22 protein-coding genes and 1 pseudogene are annotated in these 23,975 nt (G+C 49.6%); 5 read left to right on the top strand and 18 right to left on the bottom strand.

Annotated features, from left to right (window positions below):
• Positions 1-6: 6 nt before the first annotated feature.
• The 6 genes from GQF03_RS10465 to GQF03_RS10440 all read right to left on the bottom strand — a co-directional run bounded on the left by GQF03_RS10465 (position 7) and on the right by GQF03_RS10440 (position 4,063).
• The gene (locus tag GQF03_RS10465) at positions 7-1,035 is read right to left on the bottom strand and encodes an NAD(P)H-dependent flavin oxidoreductase (RefSeq protein WP_161339217.1); all 1,029 of its coding nucleotides are present in this window, start codon (positions 1,033-1,035) and stop codon (positions 7-9) included.
• Positions 1,036-1,107: 72 nt separating this feature from the next.
• Positions 1,108-1,446 (bottom strand): monooxygenase, encoded by a 339-nt coding sequence (locus tag GQF03_RS10460; RefSeq protein ID WP_161339216.1) that lies wholly within the window; start codon positions 1,444-1,446, stop codon positions 1,108-1,110.
• Between the two features lie 31 nt (positions 1,447-1,477).
• Entirely contained in the window at positions 1,478-1,921 is a 444-nt protein-coding gene (locus GQF03_RS10455) for an ester cyclase (protein WP_161339215.1), read from the bottom strand.
• An 18-nt stretch (positions 1,922-1,939) separates the two neighbouring features.
• Positions 1,940-2,749, bottom strand: a complete 810-nt coding sequence (locus GQF03_RS10450) for an MBL fold metallo-hydrolase (protein WP_161339214.1) — start codon at positions 2,747-2,749, stop codon at positions 1,940-1,942.
• A gap of 236 nt (positions 2,750-2,985) precedes the next feature.
• Positions 2,986-3,585 carry a TetR/AcrR family transcriptional regulator gene (locus GQF03_RS10445; protein ID WP_206376139.1) on the bottom strand — a complete coding sequence of 200 codons (600 nt, stop codon included), beginning with the start codon at positions 3,583-3,585 and terminating at the stop codon, positions 2,986-2,988.
• 130 nt (positions 3,586-3,715) lie between these two features.
• A complete protein-coding gene (locus GQF03_RS10440; protein WP_161339213.1) occupies positions 3,716-4,063 on the bottom strand; it encodes an ArsR/SmtB family transcription factor in 348 nt (115 codons plus the stop codon).
• Positions 4,064-4,094: 31 nt separating this feature from the next.
• On the opposite strand from GQF03_RS10440, the gene GQF03_RS10435 reads away from it, so the two are divergent.
• Positions 4,095-5,489, top strand: a complete 1,395-nt coding sequence (locus GQF03_RS10435; RefSeq protein ID WP_161339212.1) for a pyridoxal phosphate-dependent decarboxylase family protein — start codon at positions 4,095-4,097, stop codon at positions 5,487-5,489.
• Positions 5,490-6,377: 888 nt separating this feature from the next.
• Here the strand turns inward: GQF03_RS10435 and GQF03_RS10425 are convergent.
• Both GQF03_RS10425 and GQF03_RS19110 read right to left on the bottom strand, forming a co-directional pair.
• Positions 6,378-7,781 (bottom strand): hypothetical protein, encoded by a 1,404-nt coding sequence (locus GQF03_RS10425; protein WP_206376141.1) that lies wholly within the window; start codon positions 7,779-7,781, stop codon positions 6,378-6,380.
• Positions 7,782-7,994: 213 nt separating this feature from the next.
• Complete coding sequence (locus GQF03_RS19110) at positions 7,995-8,585, bottom strand: YjiS-like domain-containing protein (protein ID WP_161339210.1); 591 nt, start codon at positions 8,583-8,585, stop codon at positions 7,995-7,997.
• A 63-nt stretch (positions 8,586-8,648) separates the two neighbouring features.
• On the opposite strand from GQF03_RS19110, the gene GQF03_RS10415 reads away from it, so the two are divergent.
• Positions 8,649-9,674, top strand: a complete 1,026-nt coding sequence (locus tag GQF03_RS10415) for a GlxA family transcriptional regulator (RefSeq protein WP_161339209.1) — start codon at positions 8,649-8,651, stop codon at positions 9,672-9,674.
• A 257-nt stretch (positions 9,675-9,931) separates the two neighbouring features.
• Positions 9,932-11,344 (top strand): MATE family efflux transporter, encoded by a 1,413-nt coding sequence (locus GQF03_RS10410; RefSeq protein WP_161339208.1) that lies wholly within the window; start codon positions 9,932-9,934, stop codon positions 11,342-11,344.
• A 174-nt stretch (positions 11,345-11,518) separates the two neighbouring features.
• On the opposite strand, the gene GQF03_RS10405 is transcribed toward GQF03_RS10410, so the two are convergent.
• The 7 genes and pseudogenes from GQF03_RS10405 to GQF03_RS10375 all read right to left on the bottom strand — a co-directional run bounded on the left by GQF03_RS10405 (position 11,519) and on the right by GQF03_RS10375 (position 18,110).
• On the bottom strand, positions 11,519-11,863 hold the full coding sequence (locus GQF03_RS10405) for a RidA family protein (protein WP_161339207.1): 345 nt from the start codon (positions 11,861-11,863) through the stop codon (positions 11,519-11,521).
• A gap of 51 nt (positions 11,864-11,914) precedes the next feature.
• Positions 11,915-12,865, bottom strand: a pseudogene (gene lhpI / locus GQF03_RS10400) (bifunctional Delta(1)-pyrroline-2-carboxylate/Delta(1)-piperideine-2-carboxylate reductase).
• A gap of 78 nt (positions 12,866-12,943) precedes the next feature.
• A complete protein-coding gene (locus GQF03_RS10395; protein ID WP_161339206.1) occupies positions 12,944-14,263 on the bottom strand; it encodes a TRAP transporter large permease in 1,320 nt (439 codons plus the stop codon).
• Complete coding sequence (locus GQF03_RS10390; RefSeq protein ID WP_161339205.1) at positions 14,260-14,772, bottom strand: TRAP transporter small permease subunit; 513 nt, start codon at positions 14,770-14,772, stop codon at positions 14,260-14,262. Before GQF03_RS10390 ends, GQF03_RS10395 begins: the two co-directional genes overlap by 4 nt.
• 76 nt (positions 14,773-14,848) lie before the next feature.
• A complete protein-coding gene (gene dctP / locus GQF03_RS10385) occupies positions 14,849-15,886 on the bottom strand; it encodes a TRAP transporter substrate-binding protein DctP (protein WP_161339204.1) in 1,038 nt (345 codons plus the stop codon).
• Positions 15,887-15,958: 72 nt separating this feature from the next.
• The gene (locus GQF03_RS10380) at positions 15,959-16,996 is read right to left on the bottom strand and encodes a LysR family transcriptional regulator (protein ID WP_161339203.1); all 1,038 of its coding nucleotides are present in this window, start codon (positions 16,994-16,996) and stop codon (positions 15,959-15,961) included.
• Between the two features lies 1 nt (position 16,997).
• The gene (locus tag GQF03_RS10375; protein ID WP_161339202.1) at positions 16,998-18,110 is read right to left on the bottom strand and encodes an arginase family protein; all 1,113 of its coding nucleotides are present in this window, start codon (positions 18,108-18,110) and stop codon (positions 16,998-17,000) included.
• Between the two features lie 124 nt (positions 18,111-18,234).
• Between GQF03_RS10375 and GQF03_RS10370 the strand changes: the two genes are divergently transcribed.
• The gene (locus tag GQF03_RS10370) at positions 18,235-19,125 is read left to right on the top strand and encodes a LysR family transcriptional regulator (protein WP_161339201.1); all 891 of its coding nucleotides are present in this window, start codon (positions 18,235-18,237) and stop codon (positions 19,123-19,125) included.
• 1 nt (position 19,126) lies between these two features.
• Here the strand turns inward: GQF03_RS10370 and GQF03_RS10365 are convergent, their stop codons facing one another.
• Positions 19,127-20,368: an FAD/NAD(P)-binding protein gene (locus GQF03_RS10365; RefSeq protein ID WP_277346463.1), complete on the bottom strand. Its 1,242-nt coding sequence runs from the start codon at positions 20,366-20,368 to the stop codon at positions 19,127-19,129.
• 13 nt (positions 20,369-20,381) lie between these two features.
• A complete protein-coding gene (locus GQF03_RS10360; protein WP_161339199.1) occupies positions 20,382-20,858 on the bottom strand; it encodes a flavodoxin domain-containing protein in 477 nt (158 codons plus the stop codon).
• Between the two features lie 190 nt (positions 20,859-21,048).
• Here GQF03_RS10360 and GQF03_RS10355 point away from each other — a divergent pair, with 190 nt between their 5' ends.
• Positions 21,049-22,377, top strand: a complete 1,329-nt coding sequence (locus GQF03_RS10355; protein WP_161339198.1) for a (Fe-S)-binding protein — start codon at positions 21,049-21,051, stop codon at positions 22,375-22,377.
• Positions 22,378-22,537: 160 nt separating this feature from the next.
• Here GQF03_RS10355 and GQF03_RS10350 read toward each other — a convergent pair whose 3' ends face one another.
• Positions 22,538-23,968: an aldehyde dehydrogenase family protein gene (locus GQF03_RS10350; RefSeq protein WP_161339197.1), complete on the bottom strand. Its 1,431-nt coding sequence runs from the start codon at positions 23,966-23,968 to the stop codon at positions 22,538-22,540.
• Positions 23,969-23,975: the final 7 nt, after the last annotated feature.

Genomic DNA, 23,975 nt, shown 5'->3' with positions numbered 1-23,975 from the left:
ACAGCGTCATATGGCGGGCGCAGGCGTTCGCGACAATATTCCAGACGATAAGGCGTTGATAGTCGCGATTGCTTCGGTGGTCATCTGCTGAATAATATCTGCCGCGGACAATACGGAAAAAATATTTCCGATGCTTTGACCCGCGGTGAGGCAAGTCTGTTCGATATCCCCTTCAAAATCAGATGTTGGCAGGATAGCGCTGTATCTCGGCACCGGAATTTTCTCACCATTCAGATTGGTGGTGCCGATAACAGCTCCTGCCGCTTCACGTATGGCGTCGTCTTCTCGGCCGATAGAAGTCTTCGCGCCATTATTCACAATGACGCGCATTTTTTGCCCCGGCCATTCCGGTCCGTAAATTGACGTTACTAGGGTATCTCCGACATCTGCATTGACGACGGCTGATTTGTAGTCGTCATGAGCAGCCGATTCACATGCTGCAAGGAACCGGCTGCCGCACCAGACGGCGTCTGCCCCAAGCGCAAGGGCCGCCGCCATTGTCGCACCATTGACGATTCCGCCAGCAGCGATAAGCCGAATGTCTGGAAAAAGTGACCGAATTCTCGGAAATAATGTCATGGTTGACGCTTCGGAACGATTATGGCCTCCCGCCTCCGCACCCTGGATGATCAGGCCGTCCATCCCCAGACGTATAGCTTCCTGCGCCTCCGAGACGGCGCCGACCTGCATCCAGACGCGGGATCCATTTTCCTGCAATCGCTTAACCTGGGACAGTGTCGGCGGCGACCAGAAAAAGATGACGAGGGGAACGCCTTCTTCAACGAGAATGTCCATATGATCATCTGTCAGAAAATCGCCAATCAAATCGACGCCAAACGCCTTGTCTGTCAATGCCTTCACTTCCTGGATATGATTTTGTAATATTGCCGGCGGATTTATATCGCAGCCGATTGTCCCGAGACCACCGGCATTTGACACGGCCGCGGCCAGCCTCGGACGCGCGACCATTGCCATCCCGGCATTTATGATTGGCGTCGACAGGTTGAAGTCTTTTGTAATTCTTGTTTCCAACATTTAATTCACTCACATAGATTTAGGAAAAATAGCAGATCAGCGATTGCGAATTGCTCTAATAAACCTGAGCCATTAGGCGAAGACCGGCGTAATCCTTTTCAGCATTTCGGGGTCCGCATTGGTGATGCGAGATAACGAAACATTGATGCTGAACGTCCGTATTTCGATATCCCTATAACCCATCGCCAGCATACGCTGCTTATGCTTATCGCAGTATTGATCGGCCGATTGAGAATCCTCAAACAGATACACACCGCCAGCGGTCTGTTCCTCTTCATTCTCAAGCCAAAGCTTCCAAAGAATTCCTTCTTCCTTCGCTATGTCTTGCGCGAGGTCGATATGACTATTGGTCATTTCCTTTCTCCAGGGGCCTGCGTAGGGAAAACTAAATAGGGCTAATGTTGGTTGCATGATGATTTTTCCGTTTCTAAGAATGTTGTTGTTAAGCTGCGGCCTGTCCAATTGCGCCGACTTGGCTGAGCAGGAGCAATTCATTGATTTGCAGCCAAACCTCAGAGATAAGTTCGGCTTCGATGCGATAGATGACAATGCCATCGAAGGTTACCCGCTTGTGTGTGGCATCAACACCCGCAAAGGGGCCAGTATGATCGCAACTAACCACCCAGCGGACAGCAACCGCGGTCTCATCGACGATGACGGCTGTATTTTCGAATTCGAGATTGGAAAAGGACTCCCGAAAACCAAAGAACCAGTTCTTATAGCTTTCGGGGTCTGTTGGATTCCCGCCAGGAAAACCGTGGCATTTGACATTCGGCGCAACGACTTTGTCGATGATCGAAAAATGTTCGACATTGTTCGAATGTACTCCGGCCATAAAGGCTTCGGCGATTTCTCTATTTTTCTCTGCAAGACTGAGTGACGTCATTTTCAGGGTCCCTTACGGTTAAGCGGCAAATGAGCGAAGCAGGTGATCGACTGACAGCGGATCAGCGACAATTGCGGCATCGCCGCAATAGGCCTTTGTGATGATCTCGGTCATTTCGGATATTCCGTGTCTGGCAACCGGCAGATGGCTGGAGACCATGATCGCCGGATCAAGCCTTTTCAAACCGGCCAAATTTCGACTGAAAGCGCCCTTATCAACCAGAGAAAGCCACGGCGCATCTATTGCCGACCAGCGCGAAAGACCATCCGCCAGATCAGCATCTGAGACACTCGCGAGATCCTGGACGACATTGGGTAGCAGGGCGCCGAAACTGTCCGCAGCAAAGAAAACGCCGTCGTCACGATCAAAGAAACCTATCGTTTCCGGCGCGTCATAGTAAGGCGGACGCACGGGAGCCAAATTATGCCCCGCAATGTCCGGCACGCCCGCCTGATCGATGAGATGGACGCGTGAAACATCAAATCCGGCAAGATTCAGTTTTCCCATTCCAAGGAAATTTGTAAGGACACGGGCGTTCGGCGCGGCATTAAGGAGCGAGCGCAAATTGCCGATATGGTCAGCATCCATATGACTGAGCCAGATCCATTTCAGATCCTCGAGGTCAATCTCGCTTTCCAGCCGTTCCAGAAAATCGTCAGCAAGCATGCCGAGCCCGGTGTCGACGAGAAGTGCCTCGCGCCCCCTCAGCAGAAAGCTGTTGACGGGCAGAACACCCAGCTCAGGTACGGGCATCCAGGCAGACAGCATTTTCCAGTTTTTCGTCACTGCCTGATTATCAAACATTTCAGGCGCGCTGAGGTTGGCCATAGCCATTCTCCTTCCATTGATATTTCATTAAACATTATTGTTCGTTGAAATATCTAGGGCACGTGAAAGCAGATGTCAATATTAAATAAACAAATATGTTCATTCAATATGTTAGATGATGTATCAAATAGGCGCGAGACCCAGCAAACGGACAGATAAGAATCTATCGGCGCGGACGGTGCCGGGATTTCAGGGGCTTAGCGAAAAAGGCAAAGATCTGGTGAGGACGGTGTCCGTCACTGTTCGCTCAAAATGGCGGAAATCCAAAGACTGGCAATTTGAACTTTCTTCGAATTATCCGGAATTTGCTCATCCAGATTACGCCAGGTCGAGAAACTGAAAACGTGCCTAATTGTGACCTTCAGGAATTCGCAATTGGCACTGGATCCGGCCAACTCACCCGCGAACTGATCGGCCAGAATATTGACCGACTCCTCAAATTCCTTCATCGGCGCCTGCAATGCCGGAACAAGAGTTACATCCCGATATGACAGACTCCACATTCGTTCGGTCTTTGTGTAGTAATCGAAAAAGGCGCGAAGTGCAGCGTTCAGCCGATCTGATTTGTCCGCAATATTCTCCCAGGCATCGGGCGTCGGCGGGGGATTTAACTCGAGCCAATGAGACGTACAGGCCTGAAAGATAGCGGTTTCGTCAGAAAAGTGACGGTATACGGTCAACCGCTGAACACCGGCGCGTTCCGCAATTCCGCTAATCGTCGTCAGCCGCGGTCCGACTTCTTCGTGAAGCTCCATCGCCGCCTGCACAATTCGATCGCGCGTTGCCTGCTGCGACCGGGCACGATCGCGCATCTTATAGGCTCTCTTCTTGGTCATCTCATTTGCTCAATCGCAGTGCTGCAATATTTCAACCCCAACTTTGACGCTACAGGATTGTGATCTGAAATAAAAGCAAATTTAAAGTTACATATGTGTTTATCGTAAATTAAGCCGCCCGGAGACGATGCTACGAAACGCCCGTGGTATCCAATGCCAGACCCAGCCTTTCTTTAAATTCGTCAATTTTTTCCCTGTCGGGTTTGTAGAAGACCCAGTTCTTTATTTTCTTTTGTGTAACCAGGCCCGCATCCGCAAGAATATTCATGTGGTTGGTAACCGTCGGCTGGCTAAGCCCGACCCTCTCGGTGATAAATCCGACACAAACGCCATCGTCCACAAGATCACCGTCCCGCTGCGGCGGGAAATATTTTCGCGGATCCAGAATCCAGATCAAAATCTGGAGCCGGTTAATATTTGCGAGCGCCTTGAGAATATCAGCCGTTGACTCAGCCTCAAAAGTTATATAGTCATTCATCTATATAGATTAACTCCAATATAGGTTTGTCATGTCCTCTATCATAAAAACCGCCGATCGTCTCGAAAATTCCATTCAGGCGTTGAACATCGCCCACGCCCATAGCCGCGATTATCTGTCCGGGCTGGAAGCGCGCAGGGTGTTTCCCTCGGACGGGGACATCGACAACCTGAGACGGTTTCTGGAACCCCTCCCCGCGCAGTCAAGCGACCCACAGGATACTTTGGATTTATTGGCGAAATATGGCGCGCCAGCAACAACGGCAACCGCCGCCGGCCGCTTCTTCGGACTGGTCGTTGGTGGCGCCCTGCCCGCTGCGCTTGGCGCCCGCATCATGACTTCTGCGTGGGATCAGGTGGTCTTCAACGACGCCACAAGTCCGGTCGGCGTCGCCCTAGAAAAAGTAACCGCTGATTGGTTATTGGACATTCTGGGTTTGCCCGCCAAGGCGTCCGTCGGGTTCGTTACCGGAACGACGGCCGGGACACTCGTATGCCTGTCCGCTGCCCGGCATTCCCTGCTTCGAAAAGCCGGCTGGGATGTTCAGAAGCAGGGCCTCTGGGGCGCGCCGAAAATCCATGTGGTCGCGTCGGAACAAATGCATGTGATTAACCAGAAAATCCTTTCACTGCTGGGTATTGGCTCCGCCGATATTGAATATGTTCCCTGTGATGAAAATGGCGCTATCCGACTTGATGCGCTGCCGGAACTCACGGCAAATTCGCTGGTGCTGACCCAGGCCGGAAATGTAAATTCCGGCGGCTTCGATCCAATTGGGGAAATCGCGGATAGGGCAAATCAAGTCGGCGCCTGGGTTCATGTCGACGGTGCCTTTGGACTTTGGGCCGCTGCATCAACAAGCAAACGACCTCTCCTGCAGGGATTCGATAAGGCCCATAGCTGGGTCACGGATGCGCATAAGTGGCTGAATACGCCATATGACTGCGGCATCGCTTTCTGCCGCACACCGCAAGACGTCCATGCCGTGATGGCGACGGTGGCACCTTACCTGAAAGCTGGCGAAACTGCGGCCCCGAAGGACATGGTTCCTGAATTTTCCCGCTCCGCCCGCGCCATCGAAGTCTGGGCCGCCTTGCGAAGCCTCGGACGCGAAGGCGTTGAGGATCTGGTGGATGGCTGCTGCCGGCACGCTGAGACCCTGGCAAACGCGCTGAAGTCCATCGGATTCGAGATATTGAATGATGTTGTCTTGAACCAAGTCGTTGCGACCTTCCCCGGACATGAAGACAAGATGGCTGAATTGGCCAGCCGCGTGCAGCAATCGGGAGAGGCCTGGCTCGGCCCAACGACATGGCGCGGTCGCAACGCCATAAGGATCAGCATATCTTCATGGGTAACGCAGGAAAGCGACATCAAACGAACCGTGAAAGCAATAGACAGGGAAATCGTATCCGACGAATCATAGTTCAGCAACGGAAGGTATTCCCTTAGAACGAGAATACCTTCTATAGAAACAAATTACCGAAGAAACAAAATGGCTATTCTGCAGGTTCTGTCGGCGTGGTGNGATTAGATCCATCTCTTCAAATGGTGTGGCGACAAGGATGTAGCTTGATATTCCAAGGGCGAAAACAATATGCCCAACGGTCAAATGCGGCGTGATCCAGGGCATCATCATCCAGCATAAGCTGATTGGATGACGGACAATACCGTAAAGCCATTTCGCGCTAAACCCCGTGGCAGCCGCATGCTTATTGCGAAACCTTTCCCAGGCCTGCTTCAGACCAAAAAAGCCGAAATACCCGAACTGAAAAGTCGCAAGCAACATGAGACCCCAGATGAGCAAATAGACGCCGTAAATAGAATTTCTCAGTATCTCAGTATCGAACTGCCAGACTGTTATCGGGATTGGTCGCCAGAAGTGGATCAGGAGCCCTGTCATGATTGCCGTCATATAAAGATAGGTCGCCCGTTCGATCGGCCGCGGAACAAATCTTGTCCAGTATTTCTTGAACCAGGTGCGGGCCGTGATGGAATGATGCAAACCGAATAACCAGAGGAGTCCGATGTCGATCAAAATTGCCGTCCAAAGCTCACCCTGAATGCCATCACTGATATTTTTTGGAACATAAAGCTCCGCAAGAAATCCCATGATATAGACGAGATTGAAGGATGCGATAGCGTAGGCAACCAAGGCGTAAATGAGTATTGAATATCGTTGAATCATGGTGATTCTCCGTTAAATAAGCATGTAATTTTTTTGTATTAATCTGTGATTTCAGAAACTTACCAGAATTCGAGCGGCGGCATTTACGGCCTATTTCAACCGCCCGAAAATCTTTTTCTGGTACCGTCAGACCCAGTTTTTATCGTGATCGGCATGCGTTCTAAGATAAGCACCGGATGTAAAATGCGTGTCATAAAACTCCGTATCGAGTTGATGCGCCTGCAGATACATCAAGGTGAAAATCGGGGGAACGGTTGCCGGGAAGCGCCCAAATTTGTCGAAAATGTATTGCGCCATGGTCGTGACGCAATCGATAAACTCATCACCGATTGGCGCAGCGCTGCCCCGAATTTCTGCGTTTTGCTTATAGGGTCCGTCTGTCTGCTTATTGAAAGGTCCACCGTCACCAAATTTTCGGGTAACGACGGAGTCAACGGCAGCGCGCATATCCTTGAAATGCGGCGGGCAATGGCCTTCAAACACACCTTCAAGGCCTGTCACATTCGGCAAGGGCTGCTCCTCGAGCATATCAAAGCGGAAACCCAACCCCGGTACATCCGGATCGCCACTGGCACCGAGAATACTGAACGGATTTATCCCTTCATACATCCAACCGCCAAGCCCGAGAGCCTGAAGCATCAGCGCCCCCGCATAGCATGACGTGGACAGCTCAACCGTAACTTCCGTAAGCCCCAGCTGCTCAACATAGCTAAGCGGATACGGGTTTTCGATATCCACAAGGTTCTTGAACTTTTCCAGGCCTGAGATCGGCTGATTATTGACGTCGTCATAAATGCAAGCCCCGTTCTGAACCAGATAACAGATGACAAGGATCATATGTTGAGCGAGATCCGCCACCGGAATAATTAGCGTACTTCCCGGAACATTCGCGCACCATTCGTTGTGCATTTCCATATGCAAAGGAGTGGCCGGCGTATTCAAACGGCCGTCGGAAAGCTTGACAATTCGAGCCTTATGCTCGTTGAGATAGGCGTTGAGATCCGTTCCATCCTCAGCCGATTTTGCGGTTGTGGCAGGCATATCCCTTGTCGGGAAAAAATATGTTCCCTTGTCATCCGTATAAAAAATTTCCGTCGTGTGAAATCCCGCGGCGGATGGAAAGGTGCGACCACCGGCAGCCCCTGCGTAATTCGGAATCTTGGGCAGATAAAAACGGTTATTGGGGATAAGGTTCGACCATCCGGTATTCCCGCCAACTGTGGTCAGCAACAAAAGCTGCTCCATGTCGCTGAGCGGCGCGGGATCGTGTTTGGAAGTGTAGGCCAGCGGCCCTTCCGGAATCGACGCGCCGCGCGCAAACCGTCGGGAGCGGCGGCCATGAATGGCTTCAATCAGCGGAAATTCGGCGGCTTCAATCAGCCCGTTTGGCAAGGCCGGTAACTTGTTCAGCATGATTTTTCCTTTTCTGTTCAGTTCGTCAGCCGTTGCGTTCAAGCCGACTCCACTTAGGAGCGCGCTGGCACCGATCATCGATCCGCCGAGCAATTTACGACGTGTAGTTTTGAGCATTTTCTTCTCCATTGGGCGAACGAGGAAAGATGTTAAGATGGCTCGCCGTTGCAGGGCTTTTCACATAATTTGGCGCGCCCCGTTAGTCTCATTATTGACAATATCGGGTCAAAAAGGACATTTGCCGCATATCAAGGCGTGGAAAAAATCGAGAAAATATCGCGGTCAAGCCATCGGCATTTCGAGAGGGGACGGCGAAACGGCCACGATTGATCAACCGGCACGCCGGCGATCGTTAGTGTTGCTTGCGTGTAACCGGTTGCAATTGGCAAAATCCTTGACAATGCCATTCCGGACAGCCTGGAGATCACTGCGCGTGAGCCCAATATCGGCTAACTGTCTTGCGTCCATGGACATCAATTGCACATAAGCCTCGCGGGTCTTACGTGCATCCATTAGTTTTTTCTTGACCGCTTTAAGCAAGCCCGACTTCTTCTTTTTGTATGCCTCTGCTTTTCTCTCAACCGCATCGTAGATATCGCAACGCCTGAGTCCGATATCCTGCAAATGCAAATCAGACATTCCATAAAGCCTGAATCTGGCCAGGTCCAAATCGCGGCGGCGGCGATATTTCAGGAAAAGGCGGCCAATCCATTTACCTGGCACTTTCAATGCCGAAATAATATCGCTTCTATTCGTCTGTGAAATCTGCACCGGCTCCGTGAAAATTCTATTGTCGGTCTTGCGCGGCTCAATCAAGGCAAGTGCGGTTAATAATGTTTCTCCGAAATTCAACATTTGTATCTCCTTTGGCGAGCGCAAAAATTTGAGCAAAAGGGCTCGCTGTTGGGCATCTTCTGACACAAGAAGAATCTCTTTATTAGTTTCATTGTTGACAATAACGGGTCAAACATGACACTACGGCACATGCCTCTTTCAGTTTATTCAAAAAATATCACTGTCAGTCTTGTGGCAGTTCCAGAAATGTCAGCCCATGTTGTTTATGGCCTCCATGAGGTGTTTTCCTGCGTTGGCGGGGCTTGGGAAACCCTAACCGGCGAGCAATCAAATTGCGGTAAAATGACACCGCGGATAGTCGGCCATTCAACGGCGCCTATCCGAACAACGTTGGGGGCAACAATTGTTCCGGATCATACTTTTGAAGAAGCACACCGTTCAGATGTCGTCATCGTCGCCGACCTGGATGTGCTTTCGGGGATTGATCCTATTGGCGACTGGCCCGAGGCGGTTGCGTGGATCAAGGATCAGCACAGCAAAGGCGCCATTATCTGCTCCGTTTGTACCGGTTCCTTGATGATGGCCGAAGCCGGCCTACTGGATGGTCTCGAAGCGACTTCTCACTGGGGCGCGCTTGAATATTTTAAAAGCTGTTATCCGAAAGTTCTTTTGAAACCGGACAGAATTCTTGTTCCTGCTGGCAAACAGCACCAAGTGATTACATCAGGGGGAACCTCTTCTTGGCATGAACTTTCGCTTTATTTGATCGCGCGGTTTTGCGGTCAAGCAGAAGCGCGGCATATTGCAAAGGTCTTCCTTTTTGGAGATCGCAATGACGGCCAGTTACCCTTTGCCGCCATGGTGCGTCCGAAACAGCATGACGATGCGATCATCGCCCACTGCCAGACCTGGATTGCTGATAACTATGAAAGAGTAAATCCTGTTGCGAAAATGACCGTACTGTCCGGCCTCAATTCGAGAACCTTCAAACGGCGTTTCAAATCTGCAACCGGTTATACGCCGCTGGACTATGTACAGACGTTGCGGATTGAAGAGGCAAAACAAATGCTGGAAACGTCGGATGACGCGATAGACGATATCGCCGAATCCGTTGGCTATGATGAGCCCAACTCATTCCGTCGCCTGTTCAAGAGAACAACCGGTATAAGCCCCCACCAGTATCGACTGCGCTTTAAAGATATTTCCACTTTTTGAACGATACTCATCGTCCGCAGCTTTACCTTCGGATAAATTTCCTAAGGCAACATGGCGTAGCCGAAGTGCAGCACTGTCCCAAATGACCCGCTTTTGTCCATTGTCGCTCTGTTAAACGCGCACAGCGTTTCGTATTTTCCTTTCCAGGTGACGGCCCATCTCATTACCTGACAGGTAATTGTTTTCCTGACATTGGAGCTGCTTCCTCTAACCGGGCGAAGAAAATTCTTCCGGCCAGCTCAACTGAAAGAATAATAATGACAATCGAACAATCAGCATGGTTACCGGATGGCGACGCACCAATTGAACCGAAGAAATCAACGTCATCGACTGACCGCATGTTACAGGGGCCGGTTTTTGGAACACTTTTGCGACTTTCGGCGCCAAATGTCGGTGAAGCCATCGCCCGCGTATCCTTTATCGCGTTTGACGCCCTTTTTGTTGGCTGGATTGGAACAGATGCCTTGGCTGGCGTTAGCTTGGTGTTCCCCATATTCCTGATCATGCAGATGATGTCGGCCAGTGGCATAGGCACCGGCACGTCAGCCGCGGTCGCACGCGCATTGGGCGCCGGCAATCAGGATCAGGCGTCTCGAGTGGCGTCACAGGGGATTTTACTTGCGTTGATCGTGGCCATCCTTTTCACTTGCATTTTTCTCTCGACGGGGCCGACGATATATAGCTGGATGGGCGCCGAAGGCGCCACTCTCGAGGAAGCCACGCGATATTCCATGGTTGTTTTTAGCGGGATTACATTCGTATGGATCATGAACGTCCTTGCCAACATCGTTCGTGGAACTGGCAATATGATCGTTCCGGCCAGCGCAATAGTTATCGGAGAAATATTCCATTTGTCCCTGGCGCCCGCCCTAATTCTTGGCTGGGGCCCCTTCCCTGTACTGGGCGTATACGGCGCCGCTATCGCGATACTGTCATCTTACTTAGTCGGAGCATGTGTTCTATTCCTGTATCTTATTTCCAGCAGGTCCCTGGTTCGTCTTTATCTTAAAAACCTAATGCCATCTTGGTCCCACATGAGGGAGATCCTGGGCATAGGCGGTTTTGCTTCCCTAAATGTTTTGCAAAATCAATTAATTGTAATCGTTACAACAACCCTTGTTGCAGGATATGGACAGGCAACCCTGGCCGGCTATGGTGCGGCAAGCCGGCTTGAGTTATTACAAATCCCGATCACCTTCGCGCTGGGATCGGCTATCATCACCATGGTCGCGACCAATCTTGGTGCCAACAATTGGGAGCGAGTTCGGCAGATAGCTTGGGCCGGAATGGTCATCGCAACTGCCATCGGTGCATCTTTGGGAGCGATCGCTTTATTTGCCGCAGAATACTGGATGGAATTGTTCACCAACGATCCACGGGTAATCTCCGCGGGCGTAAGCTATCTTAACATCATCGCTTTTCCGTTACCCTTTATCGGCGCGGCCCTGGGCCTCACGTTCGCTCTGTTTGGTGCCAACAAACCGTTTATCCCTTTTCTTGCCATTAATGCGCGTCTCCTGATCATCGCCATAATCGGTTGGTCGCTTGTCCGCCTATGGGACGTTGAAATAAACATTCTGGTGTATGTTTTAGTTGCCGGCATGCTCGCTGTTACGACAATACTCATTGTCGCGGGATGCAAAATATTCGGAACCGGACCTGCACGTTAGCCCATAATGTCCGACATAAAGTTCTTCCCATTAGCAATTGAGCACCCGATCGGCATCTTCACGCCATGATAAAATGCATCTACTATTCCGGCCGCAATCAACGCTCAGAAAATTAGCGCAAACTCTCTTTTAGCGCTGATCGTTGCCGGCGACCTCAGCAACTTTTAGGACGCCTTAAGCGGCGGCAACAACGATGATTTCAAAAAGATATTCAGGCGCGGCCAGCTTGGCTTCTCCGCAAGCCCTTGCCGGAGGATTGTTGGGATCTATCCACGCATCATAAACTTCGTTCATAGCATCGAAATCATTCATGCTCGCAAGCCATATCGTGGCCTGCAAGATTTTCGATTTTTCGGATCCGGCCGCCGCGAGAAGTTTTTCGACCTTCTCCAGCGCTTCTTTCGTTTGCTCTTTTATGGTGCCCTTCGGGCTGCCAACCTGTCCGGCAAGATAAATTGTTTGGTTGTGTTTGACGGCCTGGCTCATTCTAGAACCGATATCGAACCTTTCAATAGACATGACGCTACCTCTTTATCTTACAAAAATTGTTACGCTCAACACGCGGGAAACTCAGTCGGACGTTTTATGACCGAAAGAGGCATATACTAGCATTGCCGCCGCCAAGTCTTCGATTGCCGAACCGACGCCTTTAAATAGTGTAACCTTATCCGGCGCACAACGTCCCTGAACCTCGCCACGGCATAAGCCGAATAGGTCTCCGGCAATCCAATCCTTTGACAAGGCGCCAGACTTCAACGGGCCAATCAAATCGCCGCTTTCCTACAGTGCACCCTGAGTATCAATATATACGCGAGCGCGTGATATCGCCACATCGTCCGTTTCACGCATGTGCGGCGTAAAACTTCCAATCAGATCCAAATGTTGGCCCGGACGCAACCATTCACCCATTACAATCGGTTCTGTTGCGAGTGTTGCACAGCTGATAATATCCGCTTTTGCAATCTCGTTCTCAAGATCTTTTACCTCATTCGCTACGATCCCGTCGCTACGTAATTTCACAATCAAATTTGCAGCCATCTCTTTATTAATATCCCAAACCAGAACTTCTTTAATGGGACGGACGCTGCGGAAAGCATAAGCCAAGTTGCTTGCAACGCGGCCAGCGCCAATAATCAGCAAGGTTTGCGCATTTTCCGCTGCCAAATAACTCGTCGCCAGAGCAGATGCCGCAGCCGTTCTACGATTGGTAATCTCTCCTCCGTCAAGCAACGCCAGGTGGCGTCCCGTCTGGGCATCAAAGAGCAGGTAGGTCGAAGATAATGCAGGAATGCCTAGTGCAGAATTTCCAGGGTTCACATTGACAATTTTTATACCGCCCAAAGCACTCTCCCTCCAAGCGGGCATCAATAGCAGGGTGGCAACTGGCTGCTCCTCCAGAGGGATTGAATGGTGGTGTCTGAGAGGCGCCTCTGCTTTCGATTTAAATATCTCGCGTATCGCCTCAATCAGCTGATCAAAGGGCAATGCCTTTCGAGTTTCACTTTCGGTATAAATTTGCATCCGTCATACCTCTTTGCGAGCAATTAAAGATAAATCGGTTGAATTCGCGGGTTCGAGGGTGCTCGGCAGTTAGAACATCTATCTCAGTGGATAGAGAACACTTGGAAGGTAGGTTGCGAGCGCCGGAAAGGCAGCTACCGCAAAGAGAACAATGAACTGCACCAACACAAAAGGAATTACACCGCTGTACATCTCGGTCAACTTAATTTCCGGCGGACTAATCGCACGAAAATAGAAAACCGCTGGGGCCATGGGCGGCGTTAGATAGCTGGTTTGCAGGATCAGCATAAACAGAACACTGAACACCAGGGGATCAGCACCGAGCGCTTTGAGAACCGGAACAGCAACGGGAACGATAATGAATATTATCGAAATTTGATCAAGCATCATCCCGAGGAAAAACCCCATCGCGAGAACGATTACCATCAACCACACGAGGTCTATATCCAATCCCCTTAAAAAAGACTGCGATGCCATCATGCCTCCGCTGGCGACAAATACCGCTGAGAACACCATTCCACCAAAAAGGATCGTCAAAATTGCCACAGATACCACCATCGCGCGACCGCCGGCATCCAAGAGTTTCTGCACGTTAAATTGACGATTAATTATTGCGAGTATTGCTGCCCCACCGCAACCAACTGCGGCGGCTTCCGTCGTTGTCGCTATACCAAACATTATCGAACCAAGAACTGCAGAAATCAGGACAAGTGGCGGCAGTAACGACCGAATAGAAGAAATAACTAGCGCCTTATAATTTATTGGGCTTTCGTCGGGATCTCTTGGAGCAAAATTTGGTTTGAAGCGGCAAAGCCCCAGGATCATGACAATATATGAGAGACTGAGGATTAAACCGGGAATAGCGATCCCCGCCATGAGATCTCCAACCTGCACCCCAGCAACAGGCGCGAGAATAATCGCGAGAACGGATGGCGGAATAATTGTCCCCAGCGAGCCACCGGCGCAAATTGATCCGGCGATCAAGCGGTGATCATATTTGTACCGCTTCATCGCCGGAACAGCGAGTATGCCGACGATTGTCTCCGTTGCGCCGGTAATACCGCTTGCAGCGGCAAAAACCGTGCAGATAATAACGGCGCCAATCGCGACCCCGCCAGGCAAGCGCCGTGTCCAACCATATATACTATCGAAAAGCTGCGCCGCCATTCCCGAGCGCTCCAGTATTGCGCCCATGAGAACGAATAATGGCACTGCAGCAACCGCGTAGGAGGTCGTAAGGCTATCGAGGCTTGCAGATATCTGCACAATGGCCGCCCCCCCAAAACGGAACACACCGAACACGAGCCCAATAGCCAAAAGCGACAAGCCAACAGGAATACCGCAAAAAATCAATATTCCCAGAGCAGGGAACATCAGAAAAGGCAGAATTTCAGTCATTCCTTGATCTCGGAATTGAAGGCGACCTTTAGAAAGAGACCGACCAATGAATTAAAAAGTTGCAATGCTGCAAAGATAAGCCCGATGGCAAGCAAAGATTTATACGGCCAAATTACAGGATTCCACGCCGAAACTCCGGACGTTCGGCCATCTTCAAAAAACTTGATTGCATCGGCTGAAACATGGAATGCAAGCCAGCAAAACAAGGGGAATATCAGTGCTAGGGTCACCAAAAGATTTATTGTGGCATTCACTTTCGTCGGCATGCGGCTGGAGAGGAAGTCAACGCAAATATGCTCATTCTTGAGAGTCACATAAGAAAAACCAAATACAAAGGCGACTCCGTTGAGCATATAGCTTACTTCATAACTCCAGATCGTCGGCGCTCCTGCTAAGTACCGCAACCCGACCTCCAACAACATAAGTAACGAGAGAATGATCACGGCAACGGAGGCAAAAACACCGCAGCCTTTACCAAGGCGATTGAAGAATTTGACATATGCTAGCATCTTGCACCCCGACGATTGGGCCAAAGGAATATCGATAAACCTTTGGCCCCGACCGTGAATAGACTTGCATCCGTGATCAACGGTATCCGCTCAACAATAGCCAGTTTTTACGGAAATTTTCTTGGTCATGATAAAGCCGCGCGAACCAACTGTCGTCCCCCTCTTTTTCCAAGGTAGCGGTCGCCCATTTATCTATACTCGTCTTGACAGCCGCCTTTACCTCATCATCTAGTTCAACAATCTTCACACCTGAGGATTGGAAGAATTTATAGGCATCGATATCTTCGAATTGAAGTTTTTCGTAAAAATCGAAAGTGACTTCCTTGGCGGCGACCTCAATTATGGCCTTATCTCTCTCGCTTAATTTCGACCATGCCTCCGGGTTGAAAAGACAGCTCGTCACGACAACCGGTTGATGAACGCCAGGGACGATTAAATATTCGGCGAGATTATGAAAGCCTTCCGCCCGGTTCAAAGAGAATGAGTTCCATTCAATGGCATCGACGACGCCGCGCTCCAACGCTGAGAAGATTTCGGAGGCCGGCAAACTAACAGTTGTCGCTCCGAGATCAGATATGATAGCCGACCAGACGCCGGCGGTTCTAATTTTAAGTCCCTTTATATCTTCGAGGGTTTTGACGGACTTCCGACTATGCATCCCGGCTTCACGCGGCGTCATGCCGCATGGCATTTCGATTACCCCGGCGGTCTCAAGCCTGAATTCTTTATAGAGCTGGAGACCACCACCCTGGTAGAGCCAACTAAGCATCTGATCAGGTGACAAACCGCCTGCCCAGCCTCCAAAGAAAATATTAGCCGGGTTTTTGCCCCAGTCATAGTTAGCAGAACTATGCCCTGCTTCAGCCAGGCCTGTTTTCACGGTTTCTGAAACCTCCAGAGGACTGCCGAGGGTTCCGCCTGGATAGACGATGATCTCTATCTCGCCGCCCGATAAAGTTGCGACGCTGTCGGCAAATTTTTGAGCAACCGACTCAATCATCGGTCCGCCGCCCCAACTTGTCGCCATATTCATTTTCGTTGCAGCTTGGGCTGATGAGGAGCTAATGGCCAATGCCGCAACTGAGGCTGTTATCAGCGTTGATAGTTTTCTCATTTTTCTTTCCTTTTCCTTGTAGGACGAGATTTACATGATTGGGTTGAGAATTTTGTCAGTTTGCTTACTCCCTCAAATCTTTCTTGAAATTGACGAGAGGCTTTTTTGAAGGTTGGTAACGGCCTCTCGTTCAATCTCAGAAAGAGCGACGAAAGCCCGGGGTAAACGAAGAATTGTCTTCAATGAAATTTGACTTTGAGGAGAAATTCTTATTACTTTTTCAGCACTTAATTCATCCTTGACAAGGTCATCAGGCAGCACCGAAACACCTAATCCTGCGACAACTAAATCACGAACGCGATCGAAGGAGGACACAGTCATTGAAGGAGAGTTTTGCATATTCATCTGGCGCCGCACTTCACACATACTGTCCTGCTCGTTCAATCCCCAACTGACGTCGATCCAAGTTGATGACGATGTACGGCAATGAGCGCAATCGACTTCCAACCCGCTCAGACCACAATAGACGCTCATGGAGGACTCATTGAGAACAAAGGTCGCGTCACCTTGACGACAGTCAGTTGTAGTGGAGATGAACCAGGCATTCGGATCCGCGATTAGTGTATCCCGAAACTCGGACTCCCCGAGGATTCGAAGATCTGTGCCAATATTCGTGTTGGCAGCAAATTCCGCTGTAATGACCTTAAGTATTGAAGGAGAAACGGCGCATTCAGCAACATAAATATGTATAGCTGTATCCGGGGCTTCCTTCGCGGCAATGGAGCAGATATTCCCAATTGAGCGTTGTACGCGAAGGGCAAATTTGTATATAGCAATTCCTTCGGACGTGAGTCGAAAATCAGATTTCGAGCGATCCATTAGCACGACGCCAAGACTGTCTTCTAATCGCTTTAGCGCGGCGCTGATCGCGGGCTGTGTTCGATAGAGCTCTTCGCCAGCGCGGGTTAAACTCCTGTTCGAAACAATTGAAACGAAGGTTCTCACCAGGTTCCAATCCAGATTCCTGAGTAGCTTGTCCGAGAATTTCAGTCTTTTATACTTCGCCGTCGGCTTTTCTTCCTTCACTAGGCAGGCAATACCGGGTGCGCGACAAGGATTTGCAGGCTCGCTTTCTAACGAAGCTATTTTAAGATCAGCATATGCGTTCACTTCAAACCTCCGCCTTATTCCAAACAGTTTGTCGAGTTGTGCCAGAATTGCGTCGGCATACTGAAATACCGAGAATTGTCAGCAGTTCATACCCAATTGCCGCCGCAAGCGCTCCGGAAGAAGCGGTTGGATCGTGAACGGGCGAAAACTCCATTAGATCCGCACCGAATAAATTCACGCTATGTAGTTGATCGAGCAAATCACGCACTTCTCTTGACATCAGACCGAAAGCCGACGGCAGTGTCGTTCCCGGCATAACCGACACGTCAAATACATCAGAGCAGATCGAGAGATAGCTCGGACTGTCTCCAACAATTTCATGCACTTTCTCCGCAACACTTGCCATGCCCTGTTCCTGGGCAGCTCGCGCAGTTATTGTTGTAATCCCAACTGTCTTAGCAAACTCAAGCCCCATAAGATTGCGGCCGCGAACGCCAATTTGAATTGTTTTTTCGGGATCTATGTAGCCATTCATAACGGCAACCCGGAACACCGATCCGTCATTTATCAACGACCCGTTCATAGTCCCTAGAGTGTCGTGATGCGCGTCGAGCTGAATGAGTGAAAGGGGATTTTCGCCATTGCCGCTCAGCCCCTTGAGTATACCAAGCGTGCATGTATGTTCACCGCCGATTGAAAAAACTGACACACCGGCTTCCTGGAATCCGAGATACAAGTCCGCTATTTCATCAATATTTGCTGAAAGATCGAAACCGCTTTTGGCAAAAGAAAGATCGCCCCAATCAATGACGGAACAATTCTCCATAACATTGAAACCGGAGGTCTCATGAAATCCGCCTTCTGAATTTGACCAATATCTAAGGGCCTGCGGTCCCTGACGCGTTCCGACCCGGTCGAAAGGTACGCCTCTGTCCAAAGGTAACCCGACACATGCGATATCCACGTTTTGAAGGCTTTTTTGGTGTGGAAATCTATACATTCCAGTCGTACGAAAATTACCGCTGGAATAATCGACACCTTCCTTGTAAAGCCGCGCCTGGAAAGCGCGTGCCTTTTCATCGCGATCATTAGAGTCTCTTAGGCTCTTCCCGGCATCTAAATCATTCGCAATCTGGCAGTACCTTGCAAGTTTCTTAGGGTCAATTCGAGCCATTTATGATCTCCGTGTCTTTAGTTTCCGAAGACAGTACAGTCATATTTCTTGAATGAATATTGATAAGAATTTAATCTATCGATTAGAAAAACTAATTGGTTGCAATGCTTGAAGGTAATTGTGAATGAAAATCCAGGGAAATCTAATTTCGTTGAAGGCGCTCGAAACTTTTGAAGTCGCTGCCAGACATCTTCACTTAGGCCATGCCGCCAAAGAGCTGAATATAACGCAAAGTGCAGTTAGCCATCAGATCAAGAAACTGGAGGAAGCGATTGGCGTCTCTTTGTTTGAACGTGTTGGTCGCGGGCTTCGTTTGACGATCTCAGGAGATCGTCTTTCACGAACGACCCGGCAAGCATTCCAAACGCTGGAAGCCGGGACAAGGGAGCTTAATCCGGAGCAACCTGAAGGCAAACTCACCGTGGCCGCACCTGCCGGATATCTGAGTCTGTTTCTGCTGCCGCGATTAAATCGCTTCATTAATCGGTATCGAAATCTCAGCATTGAGTTTCTTCGTCTTCCACCAGGACAAACGAAAACAGATGTGCCCGCAGATATAACCATTTCGATTAATCGAACGCATTATTCCAATAGGCGTGTTGTTGAACTTTTTGAACTGTCCGTTTACCCGGTTTGCAGCGCGAGCCAGTTACCGTTACAGGGAAAGGTGTCGTTGGAAAGTATGCGCGAGCGTACCCTGGTGCATGACGATGACGGAACGCTTTTTTCCAAATGGTTTGCTGAAGTCGGACTTGAGCAGCCTGAAAACCAGCAGAATATTTACGTGCAAAATGCGCGAGACGCGTTGGAACTGGTCCGAAGCGGGGTGGGTTTCACATTGGGCGACAACTTGCTGGAAAAAGCACAGCTGATTGATCGCTCGTTCATCGCACCATTCGAACGCCGTGTTCGGTCAGGACAAAAATACTTCCTCTCCACACGCAACGAAGAAAATATAACATATATCGAAAAGGCATTCTCGGATTGGATCCTTCAAGAAACTAGCCTTCCTTAAACTAATCCACAGAATATTTTGGAACGGCTCGCAGCATTTCTGAACGTGTCGTAAATTTCTCCCGCGGTCGATTTCGCAGCTGTCCAGCAAGACATTCCGCGTCGTCGATCGCTAACCAATCCGCCCATCCAATAGGCTTTACGCCATCCTTTCTCAATACCTCCAAAATATTTGATGCGAGTGTTTTTGAGAGTAAATCATGTCGCGCCGACAAAATCTTCTTAGCCACGTTATGTGAGCTCACTCGATTGGTGCCGATTGTCCCAGTTGGCGGGCCGCCAGCCCATCCGACCACATACAGGTCTTTATAACCAGTAATTTGCCCAGATTCATTTGCGATGTAACCTTCGTCAGCCAATGGCAAATTAAATGGGGAGCTAATCGACTGACCGATTGCCAGTACAAGAGCATCAACACAAATCGACCTTGCTCCGAAATTGACAATTTTGTGGGATACGGAGATTGGATCGCATTCGAAATGGAAGGTAACGGAACGACTGTATTCGACGTTCGCAGTTTCATTTACCGCTTTAAGAATCGCATTTTCCGGGGTACCTGGACTGGCCCCCTCCCCAACTCCGAACGTACGAATTGACGTCTCCGGAAGGTTTAAAAGTTCATCCAATTCTTTGGGTGAAAAGCGGGTATCAACCGCCTTTCTGCGACCCAACAGACGCACCTCACGTGTCTTCATTTTTCCGATTGTCGAAAGCCGGGATTCGGGAAAATCTGAAGAGTCATACATGCTTTTCCCCCGCAATAAAATTCTGGCGACATCTAACGCGACATTTCCGTTCCCGACAATACCCACGCGATGACAGGTTCCAGCCTTTAACGGAAAATCCATATCCGGATACCCGTTCGCCCATCGAATAAAATCAAATGCCGAAATCACAGGTATTTCAGGACTGTCAACTGGTATGCCGCTACGCCCCTCATTTACGCCCGTAGCAATTGCCACAGCGTGAAAATTTTCCCTTAAACACTCGAGACTGATTGCATCGCCTATTCGAACGTTCCCCGCATATGTCACGGCATCGTTTCGAAAAACTCGCGCAAGTAACCGTGTGACAGCCTTTGTTCCCAGGTGATCGCCGGCCACCCCATAACGCGCGAGCCCGAATGGTGTCGGCAGATCTTCAAAAACTGTTATCTCAATTGGGCAATCCGCTTGACGGATGAGCCCATCCGCCAAATAGAGCCCCGCCGGCCCTGCCCCAACGATTGCTAATCGAAATGTCATGATAAAAAAAGGATCAGACCGTTTGATCCGACAAGCTCAGGAGGCGAAGCCAATCGTCGCACCATCCTACGGCCTGATCCTCGGGAAGAACTTCACTGCTTGCATCATGTAACATGCGTTCCCCAATCTTCACTGCCCCACAACTAATTAAAGCGGCTTCGAACTGAGCACCGCCAGCATTGAAAGTTGCGGAGTAACTACTGTCCCCAAGTCCGCAAACTCCGAAACGTATATGTCGCAAATCGGGCTGCTCTTCTCTCAGGTAGCGATGGAATTCCAGGCCGTTGTCAGGCACTTCACCTTCACCCGTTGTCGAGGTGCAAATCAGAATAATTTCCAGGTTTTCGAGCCGCGAAACATCAAATGTATCGATAGGATCCATTGAGCAATCGACAGATTGCCCTGACAAATGATCCATTAGTTCTTCCGCTACCAATTCCGCTGTACCTGTCATCGTGGCAAACAGAATTTGAACTCTTGCCATCGTCATCCTCGCAGTCCTTCATTTTGATTTCGGACGGCGATACTAATGTCGCAACCATAAACGAGTCACATAAATGTGCGGAAATCTCTTCCTCCAGAATTAATTAGATGTGCAGCGCAGAAATCTTATACTTCTAAATCTTGAAACATTCGGAGTAACATTTACTCTTGCTGATAGACTGGCACTGGGACAGCATATGGACAACTTCCTCAACTTTACCGAAGACTACTGTCGCGAAGTGGCCAATTCCTGTACCGAATGCGGATTGTGCGTCGAGGCTTGCCCAGTTGTTCCACTAGCAGGCTTGGAGTCTCAGGATGCCGGACAGCTCGTATCGGGCCTGAAGTCCCTAAGCGAAGGAAAATCGAGCACGAGCCGTGCAAGTGACTGGCTTGACGCCTGCAACGGTAGCGGAATATGCAATGACGTTTGCCCAGAAAATATCAATGTCCGTTCCTGGATAAGCGGCCTAAGAACGATACAGGATGTGAGCCGGACACCGGAACGTGACAGGCGGAAGGCATCGAGCGACAAATTCAGGGCAATGAGTCAGGCCATCAGGCTCCTTTCCAGTATGCAATTGCCTCCGGACGTAATTAGCAAGATTACGCGAACCAAGGGGCGCGGACCGGCTGACGTCGTATTCTACACGGGTTGCAACGTGCTACGTACGCCGCATATCGTTATGAATATGATGGAAATTCTAGATGCTCTGGAAATTTTATACGAAATAGCTGGAGGAACGTCTTTTTGCTGCGGCGTGACTCAGCATCGAAGTGGAGACATCGGATCTTATGAACGTGTCGCGAGTCGAACCAGCCGCGCTTTCGAGGAAATGAAAGCTCAGGAAGTTATTTCATGGTGTCCGACCTGCCTTCTTCAATTCAACGAGAACTGGGTTAACTACGACAAGCCGGATTATGCGATGGCTCATGTGACACAGTTTTTACACAAGTATCTCGACAAAATGCGCAGCCAGTTCGCGAATTGTCCTCCTCGCCGTGTTGTTTTGCAAGAACATGATGGGATCCCGGGTGTGACTGAGCATGTGACAGAGCTTCTCGCCTCTATCCCGCATGTTGAACTGGTGCCCGTAAAGCAAAATAGAAATTTTGGTTATGTTTGCGGCGGGATTGGAGAAACCTATCCTGACATCCAACGAGAGAACTACCGTATGCTCCTGGAGGGTGCCGTTGCAGCGCAAGCTGACTGCGTCGTCACAATTTATCATTCATGCCAAAGAATGTTGGCCGGTGCGGCAGCGCAATACCCCTTAAACGTCCTGAATTATACGGACCTAATTTCGGAAGCGTTGGGCCGACCCAGTTATACGGACATTTATGGAACACTCGCGCGCGTTGATACGATGGATACAATTATTGAAACAGTCCATCAGCTACTCAAAGAGAACGGTGTCGAACCAAACCACAGCCAAATTGAACTCGTGGCCAATCAAATGTTCGGAGAACCAGGATTTTACGGCTCAAAGGAAGAGTTTGTCAAAAATCTGGAAAAGAAGAGTTAAGGCTTTCAACGTAGTAGAAGTTTACGGTATACAGTCCGCAGATTTTATATGATGTGACTTCATCGCGCAGAGATTGCGCATGAAAAGCTTAAATATGTTTCTCGGCCCTTCACATTTTTTCGATTGCTAGTACAGGCAAGCGTTAGCGTGATAGTCTTAATCAAGGCATAACATAAGCGGTTTTTACCGAGGTATAAAACTCCGCGGCATAGGTTCCCTGTTCTCGTGCACCAAAACTTGAGCCCTTTATTCCCCCAAACGGCACATGGTAATCTACTCCAGCTGTAGGCAGATTGACCATAACCATTCCCGCCTGAGAAAACTTCTTAAAATGACTGGCAAACTTTAAGGATTGGGTGCATATACCCGCGGCAAGACCAAAAGGTGTGTCATTGGCGATCGTTAAAGCTTCCTCGTAATCACGTGCACGTATAACCGAAGCAATAGGCCCAAATACTTCTTCGCGATTTATACGGTTGTTATTATTAGTCTCTGTGATGAGCGCGGGCGCCATAAAGTAACCGTCTGTATCTCTTGAGAGCCGTTCGCCGCCCTGAACATTTCCCCCCTCAGAACGCGCGACTTCAATATAATCAAGATTCTGATTAAGCTGGCTTACTTCGGCAACGGGCCCCATTTGAGTAGTAGATTCAAGAGCATGTCCGACGATCAACTTACTCATGCGATCGGATAAAGTTGATACAAATCGGTCGTGAATACCCTCCGTTACTATTAGTCGCGAACTCGCTGTGCATCGCTGCCCGGTAGAAAAAAATGCTCCGTTAAGGCAAGCTTCAACGGCTACATCCAAATCCGCGTCATCAAGTACAATCATGGGGTTCTTGCCCCCCATTTCGAGCTGCACTTTTTTGAGTCGAGCTCCGCAATCAGCTGCTATTGATTTTCCGGTTGGAACAGAGCCCGTAAAAGAGATTGCGCTAATTTTTTTGTTTTCGATTAGCTGCGGACCTATTACAGATCCTTTGCCTATCACCAAATTAAAAACTCCATCAGGAAGTCCGGACCGAGACAATATTTCTGCAAGCACATAGGCACAACCGGGAACGAGTTCTGCCGGTTTGAAGACAACGGTATTTCCATACGCCAAAGCCGGAGCAATTTTCCACGCTGGTATGGCGATAGGGAAATTCCAGGGAGTGATTAGTCCGACAACACCGAGAGGTTGACGTATAACATCAATATCTACTCCCGGCCTGACAGACGGCAGATGATCGCCATTCGAACGTAAAGCTTCACCTGCAAAAAACTTAAAGATTTGCCCTGCCCTAGCGACTTCGCCTATTCCCTCCGTGAGAATTTTTCCTTCTTCTCTACTCAATAATCGGCCAATTTCTTCTCTACGCGCTAAAATCTCTGTCCCAACAAAATCTAAAATGTCAAACCGCTGTTGTGGCGTTGTATTCGCCCAACTGGATGCAGCTTCAAACGCACTATCAATGGCTTGGTTAACTTGTTCCGCATGGGATCGGGCGGCAATCCCGATCGTATCAAATCGATCTGAGGGATTAATATTTGTAGTTGTGTCAGTCCCAATTTCCCATGACCCATCAATAAAATTCTTAAATTCCATTTTTTTC

This window comes from Sneathiella chungangensis, from assembly GCF_009882935.1.
Taxonomy (GTDB): Bacteria; Pseudomonadota; Alphaproteobacteria; order Sneathiellales; family Sneathiellaceae; genus Sneathiella; species Sneathiella chungangensis.
This window is presented reverse-complemented; position numbering and strand designations above follow the sequence as displayed.

Excerpts from the sequence above, each read along its gene's own strand:
- GQF03_RS10465 (WP_161339217.1), bottom strand. The coding sequence starts at position 1,035 with ATGTTGGAAACAAGAATTACAAAAGACTTCAACCTGTCGACGCCAATC.
- GQF03_RS10365 (WP_277346463.1), bottom strand. The coding sequence starts at position 20,368 with ATGACATTTCGATTAGCAATCGTTGGGGCAGGGCCGGCGGGGCTCTAT.
- GQF03_RS10415 (WP_161339209.1), top strand. The coding sequence starts at position 8,649 with ATGCCTCTTTCAGTTTATTCAAAAAATATCACTGTCAGTCTTGTGGCA.
- GQF03_RS10435 (WP_161339212.1), top strand. The coding sequence starts at position 4,095 with ATGTCCTCTATCATAAAAACCGCCGATCGTCTCGAAAATTCCATTCAG.
- GQF03_RS10395 (WP_161339206.1), bottom strand. The coding sequence starts at position 14,263 with ATGACTGAAATTCTGCCTTTTCTGATGTTCCCTGCTCTGGGAATATTG.
- GQF03_RS10370 (WP_161339201.1), top strand. The coding sequence starts at position 18,235 with ATGAAAATCCAGGGAAATCTAATTTCGTTGAAGGCGCTCGAAACTTTT.
- GQF03_RS10450 (WP_161339214.1), bottom strand. The coding sequence starts at position 2,749 with ATGGCCAACCTCAGCGCGCCTGAAATGTTTGATAATCAGGCAGTGACG.
- GQF03_RS10425 (WP_206376141.1), bottom strand. The coding sequence starts at position 7,781 with ATGCTCAAAACTACACGTCGTAAATTGCTCGGCGGATCGATGATCGGT.
- GQF03_RS10455 (WP_161339215.1), bottom strand. The coding sequence starts at position 1,921 with ATGACGTCACTCAGTCTTGCAGAGAAAAATAGAGAAATCGCCGAAGCC.
- GQF03_RS10440 (WP_161339213.1), bottom strand. The coding sequence starts at position 4,063 with ATGAATGACTATATAACTTTTGAGGCTGAGTCAACGGCTGATATTCTC.
- GQF03_RS10405 (WP_161339207.1), bottom strand. The coding sequence starts at position 11,863 with ATGTCTATTGAAAGGTTCGATATCGGTTCTAGAATGAGCCAGGCCGTC.
- GQF03_RS10350 (WP_161339197.1), bottom strand. The coding sequence starts at position 23,968 with ATGGAATTTAAGAATTTTATTGATGGGTCATGGGAAATTGGGACTGAC.
- GQF03_RS10355 (WP_161339198.1), top strand. The coding sequence starts at position 21,049 with ATGGACAACTTCCTCAACTTTACCGAAGACTACTGTCGCGAAGTGGCC.
- GQF03_RS10375 (WP_161339202.1), bottom strand. The coding sequence starts at position 18,110 with ATGGCTCGAATTGACCCTAAGAAACTTGCAAGGTACTGCCAGATTGCG.
- dctP (WP_161339204.1), bottom strand. The coding sequence starts at position 15,886 with ATGAGAAAACTATCAACGCTGATAACAGCCTCAGTTGCGGCATTGGCC.
- GQF03_RS10445 (WP_206376139.1), bottom strand. The coding sequence starts at position 3,585 with ATGACCAAGAAGAGAGCCTATAAGATGCGCGATCGTGCCCGGTCGCAG.
- GQF03_RS10390 (WP_161339205.1), bottom strand. The coding sequence starts at position 14,772 with ATGCTAGCATATGTCAAATTCTTCAATCGCCTTGGTAAAGGCTGCGGT.
- GQF03_RS10460 (WP_161339216.1), bottom strand. The coding sequence starts at position 1,446 with ATGCAACCAACATTAGCCCTATTTAGTTTTCCCTACGCAGGCCCCTGG.
- GQF03_RS10410 (WP_161339208.1), top strand. The coding sequence starts at position 9,932 with ATGACAATCGAACAATCAGCATGGTTACCGGATGGCGACGCACCAATT.
- GQF03_RS10360 (WP_161339199.1), bottom strand. The coding sequence starts at position 20,858 with ATGACGATGGCAAGAGTTCAAATTCTGTTTGCCACGATGACAGGTACA.